Here is a 17532-nt window from a genome sequence, read left to right on the forward strand (position 1 = left end):
GATGCGAGCCGGCAGCATATACGCGCGATCTCAAACGCGTGCCGGCGCGGGAATTCACCGCATGCCTGCGGCCGGAATGAACTCAGCCGACCTGTCTTTCGTGCGCGTTGCACCACATCCAGCTCTCGCCGGGCTCCAGCGAGCGGATGACGGGGTGGCCTTCGGCGTGCGAGTGCCTCGTGGCATGACGGTTCTTCGATGAATCGCAGCAGCCGATGTGGCCGCAATGCACGCACAGGCGAAGGTGCACCCAGGTGTCGCCGGTCTTCAGGCAGTCTTCGCAGCCGCGCCGATGCTGTGCATGGGGCTGCGCGATTTCGGTGGGCACGTGGTCGCAGGGCTCGATGGGCAAATCTCTACTCCTTGTCATTCGAAATGGCTGGCGGCGCCTCAGGCCACCGCCGAGGCTTGGGACAGATGCTGGTGAATCAGCGCGACCGCCGCGGCGCCTTCGCCGATGGCGCCACCCACGCGCTTGACCGAGCCCGAGCGCACGTCGCCGACGGCGAACACGCCCGGCACGCTCGATTCGAGCGGCGCGGCGGGCCGCGCCGGAAAGCCCAGGCTGGCGGCGGTGCCGGTCAGCACGAAGCCGTGTTTGTCGACCGCCACGGCGCAGCCTTCGAGCCATGAAGTCTCGGGCTCGGCGCCGACGAACAGGAAGATGTTGCGCGCCGGGCAGTCGTGTTCGTTGCCGGAGGTGTAACAGCGCCATGTCGCGCCAGTGAGCCCTTCGTCGGAGCCGCCGTGCAGGCGAACGAGCTCGGTGTGCGGCTGCAGCGAGATGTTCGGCGTGGCTTCGATGCGGTCGATCAGGTAGCGCGACATGCTGGCCGCGAGCGACGGTCCGCGCACCAGCACGTTGACCTTGGCCGCGTGCCGCGACAGGAACACCGCCGCCTGGCCGGCAGAGTTGCCGCCGCCGACCAGCGCCACCTCCTGCCGGGCGCAGATCTTCGCTTCGATCGCCGAGGCCCAGTACCAGATGCCGCGGCCTTCGAATTCGGCAAGGCGCGGAACGTCGGGGCGGCGGTAGCGTGCGCCGCTGGCGATGACCACCGTGCGGGCGTGGATCGTGCGCCCGTCGGCCAGGGCGATGGCCAGGCTCTCCGCCGGATTGTTGCGGGAGCAGTCGAGCGAGACGACCTTGGCCGGGATCAGCATCTCGACGCCGAATTTCTGGGCCTGCACGAATGCGCGGCCCGCCAGCGCCTGCCCGGAGATGCCGGTGGGAAAGCCCAGGTAGTTCTCGATGCGCGCGCTGGCGCCGGCCTGGCCGCCGAATGCGCGGCAGTCGAGCACGATCACGCGCAGCCCTTCGGACGCCGCGTACACCGCCGTCGCCAGGCCGGCAGGGCCGGCGCCGACGACGGCCACGTCGAACAGCTCGTTGCGCTCGGCGGTATCGACCATGCCCAGGCAGCGGGCCAGCGCCTCGTCGCTCGGGTTGACCAGCACGGAGCCGTCGGGGCACACGGCCAGCAGCTTGCAGGCGCCGTATTGCGTGAGCAGCGCCGCGGCATCGGGGTCTTCGGCGGCGTCGACCAGGTGATAGGGATAGCCGTTGCGGCGCAGGAAGTTCTCCAGCCGCGCCATGTCGGGCGACTGCGGCTGGCCGATCAGCACCGGCCCGCTGGCGCCGGACTCGATCAGCGCCACGCGCCGCAATATGAGTGCGCGGGTGATACGCTCGCCCAGGTCGGCCTCGGCGACGAGCAGCGCCCGCAGTTGCGCGGGGGATACGAGCAGCGCCTCGACGTCTTCGTCGGCGTGGCCGTCGACCAGGGCAGGGCGGCCGCTCAGCTGGCCGACTTCGGCCAGGAACTCGCCCGGGCCCTGACGGACGATGGGAACCACGTGACCGAGGCCGTCGCGTTGCGTCACGGCCACGACGCCCTTGAGCAGCACGAACATGCCGGGGCCGGTTTCTCCCGCGGTGAACAGCCGCGAGCCGCGCGCGAACTGCTGCACGGTGCCGAAACGTGCAATGCGCGCAATCTCCGTGTCACTGAGGACGGGGAAGGTCTGGTGCAGGCGGCTGTTGTCGGTGCCGTTGGAGTTGGTCGTGGCCATCGGAAAGCTCCGTTTTGAAAATCCACCGCATTAGACGACGAAGCCAGCCTGAACGGTTGCAGGCGTTTGCGTGGCGGCTGCGGGCTGTAACAACGTCACGTGCCTGCAATGTTCCTGACATGCCCGCTTCATCGCAGGTGCGGAGACTCCCTCGGCAGAAAGGGTTTCCCCATGAAAGAACTGCCCAACCCGACGTTTCCGCTTTCGCAGATCGGGCTGCGCGCGGCCTTGTGGCCCGCTCCTGCAGCCGGCGCCTCCGCCGCTGCAGCCCGGACGTCGGTGCCTCAGGCCCCCGCAGTCATCCTGCCGCAGGCCATCGAATCGAAGCAAGGCATCACCGTCGGCTGGGCACGCCACGTCGACGACGTGCGGGCCGCCCAGCGCCTTCGCTACGACGTGTTCGTCGGCGAAATGGGCGCCCGGGTTTCCTCGCCGGTCGCCGGCCACGACATCGACCTGTTCGACGACTTCTGCGAGCACCTGCTGGTGCGCGACGAGCTGACCCAGCAGGTCATCGGCACCTACCGCGTGCTCACGCCGGCGCAGGCCCGCCGGGTCGGCAGCACCTACAGCGATACTGAATTTGACCTCACCCGCCTGCGCGACCTGCGCGAGCGCATGGTGGAGCTCGGCCGCAGCTGCGTGCACCCCGACCACCGCCAGGGCGGCGTGATCCTCGCGCTCTGGGGCGCGCTGGCCGGCTTCATGCACCGCAACAAGCTGGACACGATGATCGGCTGCGCGAGCATTCCGATGTCACACAACGGTGTCACGAACGGCGATGCGGCAGCCAGCATCTGGCGCCAGGTGTCGGCCAAGCACATGGCGCCCATCCAGTACCAGGTGCAGCCCCGCCTGCCGCTGCCAGTGGAGCGGCTCGACAGCACGCTCGACGTGGAGCCCCCGGCGCTCATCAAGGGCTACCTGCGCCTGGGTGCGAAGGTGCTCGGCGCCCCGGCCTGGGATCCGGATTTCAACGCCGCCGACCTGCCGATGCTGATGCGCATCGACGACCTGCCGGCGCGTTACCGCAAGCACTTCCTGGGCGCATGAAGCCGGCGGCCGACCGGCCCGGAACCGGGCCGCTCGCTTCTTCGCCGGGCGGGAGCCGCCAGCAGACGGCTGGCGCAACTGCGTCACAAGGCGGTCACGGAACTGTCACAGGAGGGGCTGACACTGTCATATTTCAGCCTACGTTTCCTCCTGTGTCGCCTGCTGCAGAATCAGTGCCCATGCCATCCGCCCCCGCAGAATCGTCCCTCGACGTTGCGGCTCCCGCGTTCACCTTGCTGGATCGCGACCACAGCATTCTTTCGTTCAACGAGCGCGTGCTCGACTGGGCGCATCGCAAGGAGGTGCCGCTGATCGAGCGCCTTCGCTACCTGTGCATCGTCTCGTCGAACCTCGACGAGTTCTTCGAGGTTCGTGCCGCGCCGCACCTGATCGCAGGCAGCGCCGGCGACCACAAGGGCACCTACACGGTCGAGTCCTTCGAGCGGCTGGCCGAGGCGGCCCACAAGCTGGTGGCACGCCAGTACGCGCTGTACAACGACGAGCTGATGCCGACGTTCGCGACGCACGGCATCCGCATCATTTCGCACGGCGAGCGCAATCCGGCCCAGCGCAAGTGGGTCAGCGAGTATTTCGAGCGCGAAGTGCGCCCGCTGCTGATTCCGGTCGGCCTCGATCCTGCGCATCCGTTCCCGCAAGTGGCGAACAAGTCGCTCAACTTCATCGTGCGGCTGGGCGGCAAGGACGCCTTCGGGCGCGAGAACCCGATCCAGATCGTCAAGCTGCCGCGCGTGCTGCCGCGGCTGATCAAGATGCCGGCCAAGGTGTCGGAGGGCAAGACGCTCTTCGTGGCACTTTCGAGCGTGGTGCGCGCGCACCTGAGCAGCATGTTCCCGGGGCGCGAGGTGGGCGACTTCTCGCAGTTCCGTGTCACGCGGCATTCCGACCTGGCGGTCGACGAGGAAGACGTCAAGAACCTTCGCACCGCGCTGCGACAGGGCCTGCAGCACCGCCACTACGGGCAGGCCGTGCGCCTCGAAGTCTCGGCGAGCTGTGCCGAATCGCTCGCGAGCTTCCTGCTGGCGCAGTTCAACCTGCCGCCCCAGGCGCTGTACCGGGTGCACGGCCCTGTGAACCTGGCCCGGCTCACGCAGCTGGCGGACCTGCTCGACGAGCCGCAGCTGCGCTTTCCGCCGTATCGCGCGTCGTACCCCGTCACCTTGTCGCCCGCGCAGTCGTTCTTCGAGCAGCTGCAGCGCGGCGACGTGCTGATCCACCAGCCCTTCGAGAGCTTCGAGGGTGTGCTGGCCTTCCTGCGCGAGGCGGTGCAAGACCCGCAGGTGCTGGCGATCAAGCAGACCATCTACCGCACGGGCGCCGACTCGGAAATGATGGATCTGCTGCGCGAGGCCGTTCGCCGCGGCAAGGAAGTCACCGTGGTGGTGGAACTGAAGGCCCGCTTCGACGAAGAAGCGAACATCAACTGGGCCGAGATGCTCGAGTCGATCGGCGCACAGGTGGTGTACGGCGTGGTCGGCCTGAAGACCCACGCCAAGATGCTGCTGGTGACGCGGCGCGAGGGCAAGCAGATGCGCCGCTACGGCCATCTTTCCACGGGCAACTACAACCCGCGCACCGCAAGGCTCTACACCGACATCAGCCACCTCACGGCCGATCCGCTGCTGACGGCCGACATGGAGGCCGTGTTCGTGCATCTGGCGAGCCAGAGCCGGCTGCCGAAGCTAAACCGCATGTGGCTGGCGCCGTTCGACCTGCACAAGAATGTCATCGCGCAGATCGATGCCTTGGGCGCGGCCGCCGCGGCTGGCCAGCCGACGCGAATCGTCGCCAAGATGAATGCGCTGACCGACGACGAGATCATCGCCTCGCTGGTCCGCGCCGGCCAGAAGGGCGTGAAGATCGACCTGATCGTGCGCGGCGCCTGCACGCTGCCGGCACAGGTGCCGGGTGTGACGGACAACATCCGCGTGCGCTCGGTCATCGGCCGCTTCCTCGAGCATTCGCGCGTCTTCTATTTCCGTGTTGGCGAGGACGAATCGCTGTACCTGTCCAGCGCCGACTGGATGAACCGCAACATGATGCGTCGCGTCGAGCTCGCGTGGCCCGTGACGGACCCCGGGCTGCGCCAGCGCCTGATCGACGAATGCCTGGTGGCCTATCTGCACGATGGCCGCGACGCCTGGGACCTGGGTCCGGACGGCACCTACACGCGCGTCGACCACGACACGCACTCGGGCGAGGCGGGCGCGTCGCCCGTGGTCGAAGCCCATGGCGCGCAGGCGGCGCTCATGAACCGCTACGCATCGCGAGGGCATCTCAGAGATGCATCCAGCAACTGAAGATCGAAAGACGATGACCATGGACTTGATCTTCTGGCGCCACGCCGAAGCCGAGGACTGGACCGAGGGGTGCGACGACATGCAGCGCTCGCTCACCCCGCGCGGCGAGAAGCAGGCCAAGCGGATGGCGGTCTGGTTGGACCGCCAGCTGCCGGACGGCACGCGCATCATCTGCAGCCCGGCGCGGCGCTGCGAGCAGACGGCGCTGGCGCTGGGCCGCAAATACAAGCTGCGTTCGGAGCTCGCTCCGGACACCACCCCTGAGGCGCTGCTCGGCGCAGCCGGCTGGCCCAATGGCAAATCGGTGGTGCTGATGATCGGCCACCAGCCTTCGGTGGGGCAGGCGATTTCGCTTCTGCTGGGCCTGAAGCAGGACAGCTGCCCGGTGCGCAAGGGCGCGCTGTGGTGGATCCGCACGCGCGAGCGCGACGGCGACGTGCAGACCGTCGTGGTGACGGTGCAGTCGCCGGAATTGCTTTAACTGATTAGTTGGATAGCGGGCAGGGGCTCAGCAGCCGCTGAGTTCCACCCGCCAGTTGCTGGTCTTCTGCCAGGCCAGCACTTCCTCGCGCAGCAGGTGTGCCGACTGCGGGTACGCATCCGCCCAGTCCGGTGCGCAGGCGATGGCGAAGGCCCGGGCGCCCAGTGCCGCGAGATGCAGGGCCTGCGGATCGGGATCGCGCCGCGCGTGGCACAGGATCACCGCAAGCCGCAGGGACAGCAGCTGCATCACGAAGGTTTCGTCGTCCAGCGAGGCCTCGAGCTTGCGCAGCTTGCCGCGCTGGCCCAGCACCAGCTGGCCGAGCGCGTGCAGCTCGTTGACGGCAAAGCCGGGTGCGTCGGCGTTGTCGAGGATGTAGGCACCGTGCTTGTGATAGTCGCTGTGCGACACCAGCGTGCCGATCTCGTGCAGTTGCGCCGCCCATCCGAGCTTGCGCAGTGCGCGGCCTGCGCGGTTGGTGGTGCTGCCGCCGCGCGCGGCCGGTGCCAGTTGCACGAAAAGGGCCGCGGCCGTTTCGCCAACGCGCCGGGCCTGCTCCGGATCCACCGCGAACCGGGTGGCCAGCCGCGCCACCGTGGTGGTGCGCATGTCGGCAACGCTTTCGTCGCGCTCCAGCAGCTCGTAGAGCACGCCATGGCGCAGCGCACCCTGTGCGACTTTCATCTCCTCGATGCCGAGCAGGTCGAACACCGCGCGCAGCATGCTGAGCCCGCCGCCGATCACGGCCTTGCGGTCTTCGCGCATGCCGTCGATGCGCAGCTTTTCGGCGCTGCCGGCCTTCAGCAGCCGGTCGAGCAGCCAGTCCAGGCCCTCGCGCGTGACCAGGCCGGGCTCGCCGCCCGCCGCAGCCAGCACGTCGCCGACCGCACCGATGGTGCCCGAGGCGCCATAGGCCACGTCCCACTGGTCGCGCGCGTAGCTGCCGAGCGCGTCGTCCAGCACGGCCTTGGCGGCGACCTCGGCGGCACGGAAGGCCGACTGGGTGAAGTGCCCCTCTCCGAAGTGCTTCATCGACCACGCGACGCTGCCCACGCGGTACGACTCCATTCGGTCGGCTACCAGGGCGCGGCCGATGATCATTTCGGTGGAACGGCCCCCGATGTCGATCACCAGCCGGCGTTCGCGGTCGGAGGCATCGTCGTGCGGCAGCATGTGCGCCACGCCCTGATAGATAAGGCGGGCTTCCTCCCGCCCCGGGATCACGTCGATGCCGAAACCCAGGATGGTGCGTGCGCGCAACAGGAATTCTTCCCGGTTGCGGGCTTCGCGAAGGGTCTGCGTGGCCACGGCCCGGACCTGCGAGCGCTTGAAGCCCGCCAGGCGTTCGCCGAAGCGGGCGAGGGCGTCCCAGCCGCGCTGCATGGCTTCCGTGGTCAGGTTGCGCGCGCTGTCCAGGCCGTTGCCCTGGCGCACCGTCTCCTTGAGGTATTCGGTGCGGTGGATCTGGCCGTGGTCGACCTGTCCGATTTCGAGCCGGAAGCTGTTGGAGCCCAGGTCGACTGCTGCGAGGCGGGTGCCGTTTTGCATGTGGTTCTGAAGGGGGAAGCCGGGGAGTCTTTGTGTTTGATCGTAGCGCCGTGACAGGGCGCCCCGCCTTCTGGATCGCCCGATGGCGAGTCCCGAGAGGCTAGGCGCATCGCATGACGGTTATGTGACAGCGTCACACGATCCACCTGCGGGAAAAAGCCATTTTCCCTCGACAGAGGGGTGTCACACCGATGTCACACAAGCTTTCTAGAGTCCGTCCCAAGCCCGGAAAGGGACTACTTCTTACTTCTAAAAGGAAGCTTCATGAAAACGACGTTCAAATTTGCAACAGCCGGCCTCGTGGCCGCGGTGTTCTCCATTCCCGCCTTCGCTCAAGACGTGACCGGCGCCGGCGCCAGCTTCCCGGCACCGCTGTATGCCAAGTGGGCTTCCGATTTCAACAAGGCCACCGGCGTCAAGATCAACTACCAGTCCGTCGGCTCGGGCGCCGGCATCAAGCAGATCGAAGCCAAGACCGTCGACTTCGGCGCTTCCGACGCTCCCCTGAAGGACGACGAACTCCAGGCCAAGGGCTTGCTGCAGTTCCCCACCGTCATCGGCGGCGTGATTCCCGTGGTCAACATCCAGGGCGTGAAGCCCGGCGAACTGAAGCTCAACGGCCAGGTCCTGGGCGACATCTACCTGGGCAAGATCACCAAGTGGAACGACCCCGCCATCAAGGCCCTGAACGGTTCGCTGAACCTGCCCGACGCCGCCATCGCCCCGGTTCGCCGCGCCGACGGTTCGGGCACCAGCTTCCTGTTCACCAACTACCTGAGCAAGGTCAACGCCGAATGGAAGACCAAGGTCGGCGAAGGCACGGCCGTGAACTGGCCCACCGGCGCGGGCGGCAAGGGCAATGAAGGCGTCGCCGCCTTCGTGAACCGCCTGCCCAACTCGATCGGCTACGTCGAATACGCCTACGTCAAGCAGAACAAGATGACGTACGCCCAGCTGCAGAACGCCGCCGGCACCTTCGTGTCGCCCGACGACTCGGCATTCAAGGCCGCCGCCGCCGGCGCCGACTGGAGCAAGAGCTTCTACCAGGTGCTGACCAACCAGGCCGGCAAGGACGCATGGCCCATCACCGGCGCCACCTTCATCCTGATGCACAAGGTGCAGGACAAGCCCGCCAACGCGACCACCGTGCTCAAGTTCTTCGACTGGGCCTACAAGAGCGGCGACAAGACGGCCGACGATCTCGACTACGTGCCGATGCCCGACGCCGTGAAGGCCACCATCGCCAAGGCATGGGGCGAGGTGAAGGACTCGTCGGGCAAGGCCGTCGCGTTCAAGTAAACCTACCCACCAGTCCAGAACGCAGAACGGCGCGCCCATGAGCAATTCTTCGCTCCAGGACGCGCCGCTTTCGTCTTTGCCGGAGCGACCCGTGTCATCCACCTTTCCCGCCGCCACCACCTCTCTCGACCTCGCGGCCGAGCGCGGTCGTGCCACCGCACCTCCGCCGCCCGTGAAGGCGCCGCGCTCCGGCCCGATGGCCGACCGGCTGTTCGGCTGGGCCGCCAAGGGCGCCGCCTTGCTGACGCTGGCGATGCTCATCGGCATCCTGCTGTCGCTGGTTGCCGGCGCCTGGCCCGCCATTTCGAAGTACGGCCTCGGCTTCCTCACGAGCAGCGTGTGGGACCCGGTCAAGGACGAGTACGGCGGCCTGGTCATGATCTACGGCACGCTGGCCACCTCGATCATCGCGCTGGTGATCGCGGTGCCGGTGAGCTTCGGCATCGCGCTCTTTCTCACAGAACTCTCGCCCAGCTGGCTCAAGCGTCCGCTGGGCACGGCCATCGAGCTGCTGGCCGCGGTGCCCTCCATCGTCTACGGCATGTGGGGCCTGCTGGTGTTCGGGCCGATCCTGTCGACCTGGGTGCAGCAGCCGCTGCAGAAGCTGCTTTCCGACGTGCCTTACCTCGGCGCGCTGGTGTCCGGCCCACCGGTGGGCATCGGCATTCTGTCGGCCGGCATCATCCTCGCGATCATGATCATTCCGTTCATCGCCTCGGTGATGCGCGACGTGTTCGAGGTGACGCCGCCGCTGCTGAAGGAGTCGGCCTACGGCCTCGGCTCCACCACCTGGGAAGTGGTTTCCAAGGTGGTGCTGCCCTACACCAAGGCCGGCGTGATCGGCGGCATCATGCTCGGCCTGGGCCGGGCGCTGGGTGAAACGATGGCGGTCACGTTCGTGATCGGCAACATGAACCAGCTCAACTCCCTTTCCGTGTTCGAGGCTGCGAACAGCATCACCTCGGCACTCGCCAACGAATTCGCCGAAGCCGGCGCCGGCCTGCACCAGGCCGCGCTGATGTACCTCGGCCTCGTGCTGTTCTTCATCACCTTCGTCGTGCTGTCGCTCTCCAAGATGCTGCTGGCCCGTATGAAGAAGAGCGAAGGAGCCAAGTCGTGAGCACCGCCCAGAACCTTCTCGTGGCCAAGGCACTGGCCGAAACGCGCCAGGCCAAGTTCGCCGCACGCAACCGCGTCAACAAGATCGCGCTCACGCTGTCGCTCGCCGCAATGGCCTTCGGCGTGTTCTGGCTGATCTGGATCCTCTGGGAAACGCTGCGCCAGGGCGTGGGCGGCCTGGCCATCGCGACGTTCACCCAGATGACGCCGCCGCCGAACGAGGTGGGCGGCATCGCGAATGCGATCTTCGGCTCGTTCGTGATGGTGATGCTGGCCACCTTCGTGGGCACGCCCATCGGCATCATGGCCGGCATCTACCTGGCCGAGTACAACCCCAAGGGCTGGCTCTCTTCCGTCACGCGCTTCGTCAACGACATCCTGCTGTCGGCGCCGTCGATCGTGATCGGCCTGTTCGTCTATGCCGTGGTGGTGGCCTACTTCAAGACCTTCTCGGGTCTGGCCGGTGCCATCGCCCTCGCGCTGATCGTGATTCCCGTGGTGATCCGCACCACCGAGAACATGCTGCAGCTGGTGCCGCCGGGCCTGCGCGAAGCCGCCTACGCGCTCGGCACGCCGAAGTGGAAGGTCATCACCAGCATCACGCTGCGCGCTGCCCGCGCCGGTGTGGTCACCGGTGTGCTGCTGGCCGTGGCGCGTATTGCCGGCGAAACCGCACCGCTGCTCTTCACCGCGCTGAACAACCAGTTCTGGACCGCCGACGTGAGCCAGCCGATGGCCAGCCTGCCGGTCACGATCTTCAAGTTCGCGATGAGCCCGTACGAGAACTGGCAGCAGCTGGCATGGGCCGGCGTGTTCCTGATCACGATCGCCGTGCTCGCCCTCAACATCCTGGCGCGGGTACTGACGCGCAACAAACATTGAATCCGGAAGAAGACAACAACATGCCAAATACTGTTGCACAACCGTCGCGCTCGAAGATCTCGGTCAAGGACCTGAACTTCTACTACGGCAAGTTCCACGCCCTCAAGGGCATCAACCTCGAGATTCCCGAGAACAAGGTCACGGCCTTCATCGGCCCCTCGGGCTGCGGCAAGTCGACCCTGCTGCGCACCTTCAACCGCATGTTCGAGCTCTATCCGGAACAGCGTGCCGAGGGCACCATCGCGCTGGACGGCGAGAACCTGCTCACCTCGAAGCAGGACGTGGCGCTGATTCGCGCCAAGGTCGGCATGGTGTTCCAGAAGCCGACGCCCTTCCCGATGTCGATCTACGACAACATCGCCTTCGGTGTGAAGCTGTTCGAGAACCTCTCGGCCAGCGAAATGGACGACCGCGTCGAGTGGGCGCTGAAGAAGGCCGCGCTGTGGACCGAAGTGCGCGACAAGCTGCAGCAAAGCGGCTCGGGCCTCTCCGGCGGCCAGCAGCAGCGCCTGTGCATCGCGCGCGGCATCGCGATCAAGCCCGAAGTGCTGCTGCTCGACGAGCCCTGCTCGGCACTCGACCCGATCTCGACCGCGAAGATCGAGGAGCTGATCGCCGAGCTCAAGAACGAATACACGGTGGTCATCGTCACGCATAACATGCAGCAGGCCGCCCGCTGCAGCGACTACACCGCCTACATGTACCTCGGCGACCTGATCGAGTTCGGCGCGACCGAACAGATGTTCTTCAAGCCGCAGCGCAAGGAGACCGAGGACTACATCACCGGCCGTTTCGGTTGAAGTCAAAGGAGACAACATGACCGAGAAACATCTCTCCAGCCAGTTCGACAGCGAGCTCAACGGCGTTTCGTCGCGCGTGATGGAGCTCGGCGGCATGGTCGAGTCGCAGATCAACCAGGCCGTCTACGCGCTGCTGCAGTTCGACCCCGAAGCAGCCAACCGCGTGATGGAAACCGAGCACCGCGTCAATGCGATGGAAATCGACATCGACCGCGAGCTGTCGTCCATCATCGCGCGCCGCCAGCCGACCGCGCGCGACCTGCGCCTGCTGATCGCCATCAGCAAGACCACCGCCAACCTCGAGCGCGTGGGCGACGAGGCCAACAAGATCGCCCGCATGGTCAAGTCGATCATCGAGAGCGGCGCCTCGCGGCAGCTGCCCACCACCGAACTGCGCATTGCCGCCGACCTTGCCGCTGGCCTGCTGCGCAAGGCGCTCGATGCCTTCGCGCGGCTCGACACCGCCGCGGCGCTGTCGATCCTGAAGGACGACGACCTGATCGACAAGGAGTTCGACGGCTTCGTGCGCAAGCTGGTCACCTACATGATGGAAGACCCGCGCACCATCTCGGCCAGCCTGGACCTGCTGTTCCTGGCCAAGGCCATCGAACGCATCGGCGACCATGCCAAGAACATCGCCGAATTCATCATCTACATCGTCAAGGGTGCCGATGTGCGGCACACTTCGATGCAGGAAATCGAGTCCGCGCTGCAGTAACGGCTGCGGCAAGACTCCCAAGAAAAGCATGAAGAAACCCCGAGTCCTCATCGTCGAAGACGAGTCCTCGATCGCCGAGCTGATCGCCGTCAACCTGCGCCACAACGGCTTCGAGCCGATCTGGTCGGAAGATGGCGCAGCGGCCCAGCGCGAGATCGACGCCTTCCTGCCGGACCTGATCCTGCTCGACTGGATGCTGCCCGGCCAGAGCGGCCTGCAGCTCGCGCGCCAGTGGCGCAAGGACCCGCGCACCAAGGCCATCCCGATCCTGATGCTGACCGCGCGCGGCGACGAACCCGACAAGGTTGCCGGCCTCGACGCCGGTGCCGACGACTACATCACCAAGCCGTTCTCTACCCAGGAAATGCTGGCCCGCATCCGTGCCGTGCTGCGTCGCCGGGCGCCGGAAGTGGTTACGGAGCGGGTCGAGATCGGTGAACTGGCGCTCGATACCTCCACCCACCGCGTGACCTGGCAGGGCGGCGCGCTGAAGGTCGGACCGACCGAATTCAAGCTGCTGGCCTACCTGATGCAGCATGCCGAGCGCGTGCACAGCCGGGCGCAGCTGCTCGACAAGGTGTGGGGCGACCACGTCTACATCGAGGAGCGCACGGTCGACGTGCACGTCAAGCGCCTGCGCGAATCGCTGGGCGCTGCGGCACCCATGGTCGAGACCGTCCGCGGAGCGGGCTATCGGCTGACCGCCCAAGTCACGGTTTGAGCGCCGTGGCTTCCTTTGGCCGCGGGCGCGGATAATCGCCCGCCATGCCTTATCGCATCGCTACTTTTTTAATAGCATCCATCGTCGTGGGAGTGGGTGCTGCCGGCATTTTTGGCTGGAAGTTCGGGTGGCTGGGCGCCTGGCTGGGCGCCGTGCTCTGGCTGGCGCTCGATGCCTGGCGTGCCGAGCGGCTGATGCGCGTGTTGCGCAATGACGCCGCCGGCCTGCCGTCGCGCGGCCCGGGCGTGTGGGGCGAACTCGCGGAGCGCATCCGCAAGCTGCTGCGCGACCGCGAGCAGCAGACCCGCCAGGCAGAAGACCGGCTCCAGGAGTTTCTCGCGGCCATCCAGGCTTCGCCCAATGGGGTGGTGCTGCTGGACGAACAGGGCCGCATCGAATGGTGCAACCAGACGGCGGCCAGCCAGTTCGGCATCGATGCCGAGCGCGACCTCGCGCAGCATCTGGCGAACCTCGTGCGCGACCCGGCCTTCGTGGCCTATCTCGCGTCCTGGAACTACAGCCGCGACGTCGTCATCGACGGCCCGGGGCTGGGGCATGGGCACCAGCGCAGCCATCCGGTTCGGCTCTCCGTGCAGGTGCACCCCTATGCCGGCAACCGCCGCATGCTGCTCACGCGCGACATCACCGCGCTCGAGCAGGCCGAGGCGATGCGGCGCGATTTCGTGGCGAACGTGTCGCACGAGATACGCACGCCGCTGACGGTGCTGGCGGGCTTCGTCGAGACCCTGCAGAACCTGCCGCTCGATGCCGACGAGCGCGCGCGCTACCTCTCTCTGATGGGGCAGCAGTCGCATCGCATGGAGACGCTGGTGAACGACCTGCTGACGCTGTCGCGGCTCGAAGGCAGCGCGCCGCCCTCGGGCAGCCAGTGGATCCGCATCCGCGCGCTGTTTGCGCAGTGCGAGGACGAAGGGCGCGGCCTTTCGGGCCGGCTGACGCCGCAGGGCCATCGGCTGTCGTTCAGCGTCGACGCGGAGTCCGAAGTGTCGGGCGCGCCGACCGAACTGCAGAGCGCGATGTCGAACCTGCTGAGCAATGCCATCCGCTACACGCCAGGCGGTGGCGAGGTGGCTGTGAGCTGGAAGGTGCTGCCCGACGGGCGCGGCGAATACGCCGTGAAGGACACCGGCCCGGGCATCGCCGCCGAGCACATCCCGCGGCTGACCGAGCGCTTCTATCGCATCGACCGCAGCCGCTCGCGCGAAACCGGCGGCACGGGGCTGGGGCTGGCGATCGTCAAACACATCGCCCAGCGGCACGGCGCGGAGCTGCGCATCGAAAGCACGGTGGGCAAGGGCTCCCGCTTCGCGCTGGTGTTCCCGGCGGCGCGCGTGCGGGAAGCGCGCGTGATGGCCAAGTAGGCCTTCGGGCCTTTGCCTCTTCTTCTGCTTCTATCTCGCACGCTGGCGCATCGTCCAGCGCAGCAGCACGCCGAAGAGCAGGGCGGTGAGGGCCAGCGCGGCAGCGCTCATGATCCAGAACGCCAGCGGCGACTGCATGGCAGCCCAGGGACCAAGGCCGCGGTAGGCAAGCAGATAGCTCCCGCCCAGGCCGAGTCCCCACAGCATCGCGCAGTAGATCACCAGCGGCGCGAGCGTGACCCGGTAGCAGCGCAGCACGAACACGCAGAAGGTCTGCACGGCGTCGGCGAAGTGGTAGAGCGCCACGGCCAGCAGCAGGGTGCCAGCCATTGCGATGACGGCCGGGTTGTCGGAGTACACGTTGGCGAGTTCGTTGCGCAGCACGGCCATGACGGCGGCATAGAACAGCGCGCACAGGGCCGTCAGCTCGAAGCCAAGTCGGCAGGCGTGCCGTGCCTTGGCGGAATCGCCGGCGCCTAGCCAGAAGCTCACGCGCGCGCTGGTGGCGATGCCCAGCGACAGCGGCGTCATGTAGGCCACCGCCAGCAGGTTCGACGCGATCTGGTGCGCTGCCGCGGCGGCAGTGCCGAGCCGGGCGATGAACAGCGCCATCAGCGTGAACGAGGTGACCTCGACCAGCACCGCCAGGCCGCCAGGCACGCCGAGCCGCGCGAACTTGCGGATCTGCTGCCAGTCAGGGGACTCGATGCGCTTCCAGAGCCCGTAGTCGGCATAGAACGGCCGGCTGCGCAGCAGCCAGACGGCGCAGCCGAGCATGGTCCAGTTCACGCACAGCGTGGCCCAGGCGCAGCCCACCAGCCCCATGGCCGGCAGGCCCGCGCCGCCGAAGGTGAACCAGATGGACAAGGGCAGCTTCACGCCCAGCGAGCCCAGCTGCAGCCACGTCACGAGCTGGGGCCTGCCCAGGCTCTGGTTGAGCGTGCTGAACAGGCGGAAGAGCAGGGCGGGCGCCAGCGCGAAAGCCAGCACGGCGAGATACGCCTCGACTTCGCCGCGCATCTCCGCCGGCACTTGGGTCCACTGCAGGACCGAGCCCGGCAGCAACAGGATCGCCATCCCGATGACGATGGCGATGCCCGCCAGGTACAGCGATTGCCGCACCGACCGGCCCACCTCGCCGCCGCGTCCGCCGCCGTGCAGCTCCGCCCATACCGGCAAAAGCGCCTGCAGCACGCCCATCAGCGACACGTAGACGCTCACGAAGACCGCCGCGCCGACCGAGAGCGCAGCTAATGCATGTTCCGAGTAGCGGCCCGCGATGATGGTGTCGGTCACGCCGAAGGCCATCACCGCCAGTTGGCCGACGAGCACCGTGCCCGCGTGCCGTGCGATCAGAGCCCGTTCGCCCCTCACTGCGGCTTGATCTTCTCGTAGAGCAGGAGGTCGTCGGCCGCGCTGCTGGGGCGGCGCAGCGTACCGGCAAAGCGCCACTGGTCGAAGGGAATGATGGTGTGCAGGCGCTCGATCGTTTCGGGGCTGGCCAGCAGCCACGGGCAGTCGGTGCCCAGCAGCAGCGGCTGCACGTTGAAGTTGCCGTGATGGCGCAGCGCGGCGATGTGCGGGCGGCTGAGCGCGAGTTCCGCGATGCAGCTCGGCTGGCCCACGCGCTCTGCCACGGCGCGGATCTGCGGCTCGTAGCTGCGCGCGTAGTCGATGGGCGGCAGCCACAGCGTCATCAGCAGCATCCAGCAAAGCGCGGTGCCGCCGGCCGGCAGCACCAGCGTCTTCCAGAGCGCGGCGCGGTGCCGTCCCGTGCGCCAGCGCACCAGCCAGCACCAGGCGATGGTGGCGGCCACGGCGAGCACCACCGCGATCGGCGAGAACTCGGGCACGAAGCCGGGCACCAGCCGCGCGACGCTGGCCGCGGGCTTGGGCGGCACGCCGGTCTGCATCGCGATCCAGTAGATCCAGCCCAGCACGGCGAGGCCGCTGAAGAACAGCACGTTGAACCAGTCGATCAGCGCCGAAGCGCTGCGACGGAAGGTGGGCAGCGCGAATGCCGCGAGCGTGGCGAAGGCGGGCAGCGCCAGCAGCAGCGAGCGATCGGAGTAGTCGGTGGTCCAGGTGGCGGCCAGCGGCACCAGCGCGAACCAGAAGGGCAGCGCGACGTGGCGCGCCGTGAGTTGCCGCCGCCAGCGCCAGAGCGTCCAGATGGCGAGCGGCCAGACCGGCCAGGTGAACCACACCAGCAGCTTGGCCTGGCTGCGTACGTCGCCGACGAGGGAGCCGCCGAGCACGGTGATCTTCCACGTGGGCAGCTTCAGGCCGAACACGAGCACCGCCGCCAGCACGGTGGTGCCGATCATCGTGAGCAGGGCGCCGCGCGTGTAGCTGGGGCCGCTGTCCTCGTCGTGGCCGTTTTCGCTCTCGAACTGCGCGGCGAGCCGGCGCTCATAGGCGATGTACAGCACGCTGCCCACAGCCAGCGCGAGCCCGACGGTCGGTGCGCCGCTCAGCGTGATGCCGATGGTGCCCACGGCCAGCGCGATCACCGGGCCGGTGCGGCGATAGGGCAGAGCGGCCACGCCGTAGAAAAGGCTGGAGGCGAAGAAGAGCTGGGCCAGCGCGGGTGTGGTCTCGTGGCCGAGTTGAGCGAGACCGAGGCAGGCGATCAGCGCCAGCAGGCCGCCGTCCGCGATGGCGCGTGCGTAGTCGGTGGGCCGGGCCTCGCCGCCGAAGGCGAAGGCCACCGGCTGGGCGCGGGAAGTGCGGGCCAGGTAGTACACGGCGTACCAGGTGGCAGTGAAGGTGCCCCACAGCAGGAACGCGAACGCGATGCGCACGGCCAGGTCGGGGTTCAGCCACGAGGGGGCGATCTTGATCGCCAGGGCGCCGATCCAGTAGGGGATCAGCGCGGGCGTTTCCGGGCGCAGGCCCAGCAGCATCGGGTCGAACCAGCGTGCGATGCCTTCCGTGCTGCGAGCCAGTTCGGCCATGTAGCCGAAGGCCGTGATGTCGGCGCTCTTCCAGGGCCCCCGGCCGACCAGCCCCGGCAGCAGATACGCCGCGCAGAGCAGCAGCAATGCGATGCGCGGAAGCCGGCGCACGGCGCTCTGGGCAACGATCGCAGGGGTGGGCTGGTTCAAGTGGCGGGAGAAATCTGGATTCGGAAAGAAA

Annotated in this window: 15 protein-coding genes; 10 read left to right on the forward strand and 5 right to left on the reverse strand. The window is 67.5% G+C overall.

Annotated features, from left to right (window positions below):
• Positions 1–82: 82 nt before the first annotated feature.
• Together FHT32_RS05550 and FHT32_RS05555 are read right to left on the reverse strand one after the other, a co-directional pair.
• Positions 83–352, reverse strand: a complete 270-nt coding sequence (locus tag FHT32_RS05550; RefSeq protein WP_176663662.1) for a UBP-type zinc finger domain-containing protein — start codon at positions 350–352, stop codon at positions 83–85.
• A 38-nt stretch (positions 353–390) separates the two neighbouring features.
• Positions 391–2073, reverse strand: coding sequence for an FAD-dependent oxidoreductase (locus tag FHT32_RS05555; RefSeq protein WP_176663663.1), 1683 nt, complete (start codon positions 2071–2073; stop codon positions 391–393).
• A 171-nt stretch (positions 2074–2244) separates the two neighbouring features.
• Here FHT32_RS05555 and FHT32_RS05560 point away from each other — a divergent pair, with 171 nt between their 5' ends.
• Genes FHT32_RS05560 through FHT32_RS05570 form a run of 3 tightly spaced genes read left to right on the forward strand, consistent with a single transcriptional unit; the run spans position 2245 to position 5925 of the window.
• Positions 2245–3126 carry a GNAT family N-acetyltransferase gene (locus FHT32_RS05560; RefSeq protein ID WP_176663664.1) on the forward strand — a complete coding sequence of 294 codons (882 nt, stop codon included), beginning with the start codon at positions 2245–2247 and terminating at the stop codon, positions 3124–3126.
• Positions 3123–5444 carry a polyphosphate kinase 1 gene (gene ppk1, locus FHT32_RS05565; protein WP_176663665.1) on the forward strand — a complete coding sequence of 774 codons (2322 nt, stop codon included), beginning with the start codon at positions 3123–3125 and terminating at the stop codon, positions 5442–5444. Before FHT32_RS05560 ends, ppk1 begins: the two co-directional genes overlap by 4 nt.
• A 19-nt stretch (positions 5445–5463) precedes the next feature.
• The gene (locus tag FHT32_RS05570) at positions 5464–5925 is read left to right on the forward strand and encodes a histidine phosphatase family protein (RefSeq protein ID WP_176664348.1); all 462 of its coding nucleotides are present in this window, start codon (positions 5464–5466) and stop codon (positions 5923–5925) included.
• 27 nt (positions 5926–5952) lie between these two features.
• Here FHT32_RS05570 and FHT32_RS05575 read toward each other — a convergent pair whose 3' ends face one another.
• Positions 5953–7473: a Ppx/GppA phosphatase family protein gene (locus tag FHT32_RS05575; RefSeq protein WP_176663666.1), complete on the reverse strand. Its 1521-nt coding sequence runs from the start codon at positions 7471–7473 to the stop codon at positions 5953–5955.
• 264 nt (positions 7474–7737) lie between these two features.
• Here FHT32_RS05575 and pstS point away from each other — a divergent pair, with 264 nt between their 5' ends.
• From pstS to phoR, 7 genes are read left to right on the forward strand one after another with little or no spacing between them, the layout of a single operon-like run.
• Entirely contained in the window at positions 7738–8772 is a 1035-nt protein-coding gene (gene pstS, locus FHT32_RS05580) for a phosphate ABC transporter substrate-binding protein PstS (protein ID WP_176663667.1), read from the forward strand.
• Positions 8773–8809: 37 nt separating this feature from the next.
• The gene (gene pstC / locus FHT32_RS05585; protein WP_176663668.1) at positions 8810–9892 is read left to right on the forward strand and encodes a phosphate ABC transporter permease subunit PstC; all 1083 of its coding nucleotides are present in this window, start codon (positions 8810–8812) and stop codon (positions 9890–9892) included.
• On the forward strand, positions 9889–10773 hold the full coding sequence (pstA, locus tag FHT32_RS05590; protein WP_176663669.1) for a phosphate ABC transporter permease PstA: 885 nt from the start codon (positions 9889–9891) through the stop codon (positions 10771–10773). Before pstC ends, pstA begins: the two co-directional genes overlap by 4 nt.
• Positions 10774–10793: 20 nt before the next feature.
• Positions 10794–11573: a phosphate ABC transporter ATP-binding protein PstB gene (gene pstB / locus FHT32_RS05595; protein WP_021007056.1), complete on the forward strand. Its 780-nt coding sequence runs from the start codon at positions 10794–10796 to the stop codon at positions 11571–11573.
• Between the two features lie 16 nt (positions 11574–11589).
• Positions 11590–12291, forward strand: coding sequence for a phosphate signaling complex protein PhoU (gene phoU / locus FHT32_RS05600; RefSeq protein ID WP_125950607.1), 702 nt, complete (start codon positions 11590–11592; stop codon positions 12289–12291).
• Positions 12292–12319: 28 nt separating this feature from the next.
• Positions 12320–13012: a phosphate regulon transcriptional regulator PhoB gene (gene phoB, locus FHT32_RS05605; RefSeq protein ID WP_007836652.1), complete on the forward strand. Its 693-nt coding sequence runs from the start codon at positions 12320–12322 to the stop codon at positions 13010–13012.
• A gap of 44 nt (positions 13013–13056) precedes the next feature.
• Positions 13057–14394 (forward strand): phosphate regulon sensor histidine kinase PhoR, encoded by a 1338-nt coding sequence (gene phoR / locus FHT32_RS05610; RefSeq protein WP_176663670.1) that lies wholly within the window; start codon positions 13057–13059, stop codon positions 14392–14394.
• Positions 14395–14424: 30 nt separating this feature from the next.
• Here the strand turns inward: phoR and FHT32_RS05615 are convergent, their stop codons facing one another.
• Together FHT32_RS05615 and FHT32_RS05620 are read right to left on the reverse strand one after the other, a co-directional pair.
• Positions 14425–15768 (reverse strand): MATE family efflux transporter, encoded by a 1344-nt coding sequence (locus tag FHT32_RS05615; protein WP_176663671.1) that lies wholly within the window; start codon positions 15766–15768, stop codon positions 14425–14427.
• Positions 15765–17501 carry a hypothetical protein gene (locus FHT32_RS05620; RefSeq protein WP_176663672.1) on the reverse strand — a complete coding sequence of 579 codons (1737 nt, stop codon included), beginning with the start codon at positions 17499–17501 and terminating at the stop codon, positions 15765–15767. Before FHT32_RS05620 ends, FHT32_RS05615 begins: the two co-directional genes overlap by 4 nt.
• Positions 17502–17532: the final 31 nt, after the last annotated feature.

Source organism: Variovorax sp. SG517 (assembly GCF_013376045.1).
Taxonomy (GTDB): domain Bacteria; phylum Pseudomonadota; class Gammaproteobacteria; order Burkholderiales; family Burkholderiaceae_C; genus Variovorax.

What these genes read in the sequence shown, in the direction of transcription:
- FHT32_RS05555 (WP_176663663.1), bottom strand. Translation starts at nt 2,073, where the DNA reads ATGGCCACGACCAACTCCAACGGCACCGACAACAGCCGCCTGCACCAG.
- phoR (WP_176663670.1), top strand. Translation starts at nt 13,057, where the DNA reads ATGCCTTATCGCATCGCTACTTTTTTAATAGCATCCATCGTCGTGGGA.
- phoU (WP_125950607.1), top strand. Translation starts at nt 11,590, where the DNA reads ATGACCGAGAAACATCTCTCCAGCCAGTTCGACAGCGAGCTCAACGGC.
- pstB (WP_021007056.1), top strand. Translation starts at nt 10,794, where the DNA reads ATGCCAAATACTGTTGCACAACCGTCGCGCTCGAAGATCTCGGTCAAG.
- ppk1 (WP_176663665.1), top strand. Translation starts at nt 3,123, where the DNA reads ATGAAGCCGGCGGCCGACCGGCCCGGAACCGGGCCGCTCGCTTCTTCG.
- phoB (WP_007836652.1), top strand. Translation starts at nt 12,320, where the DNA reads ATGAAGAAACCCCGAGTCCTCATCGTCGAAGACGAGTCCTCGATCGCC.
- pstS (WP_176663667.1), top strand. Translation starts at nt 7,738, where the DNA reads ATGAAAACGACGTTCAAATTTGCAACAGCCGGCCTCGTGGCCGCGGTG.
- pstC (WP_176663668.1), top strand. Translation starts at nt 8,810, where the DNA reads ATGAGCAATTCTTCGCTCCAGGACGCGCCGCTTTCGTCTTTGCCGGAG.
- FHT32_RS05570 (WP_176664348.1), top strand. Translation starts at nt 5,464, where the DNA reads ATGGACTTGATCTTCTGGCGCCACGCCGAAGCCGAGGACTGGACCGAG.
- FHT32_RS05560 (WP_176663664.1), top strand. Translation starts at nt 2,245, where the DNA reads ATGAAAGAACTGCCCAACCCGACGTTTCCGCTTTCGCAGATCGGGCTG.
- FHT32_RS05575 (WP_176663666.1), bottom strand. Translation starts at nt 7,473, where the DNA reads ATGCAAAACGGCACCCGCCTCGCAGCAGTCGACCTGGGCTCCAACAGC.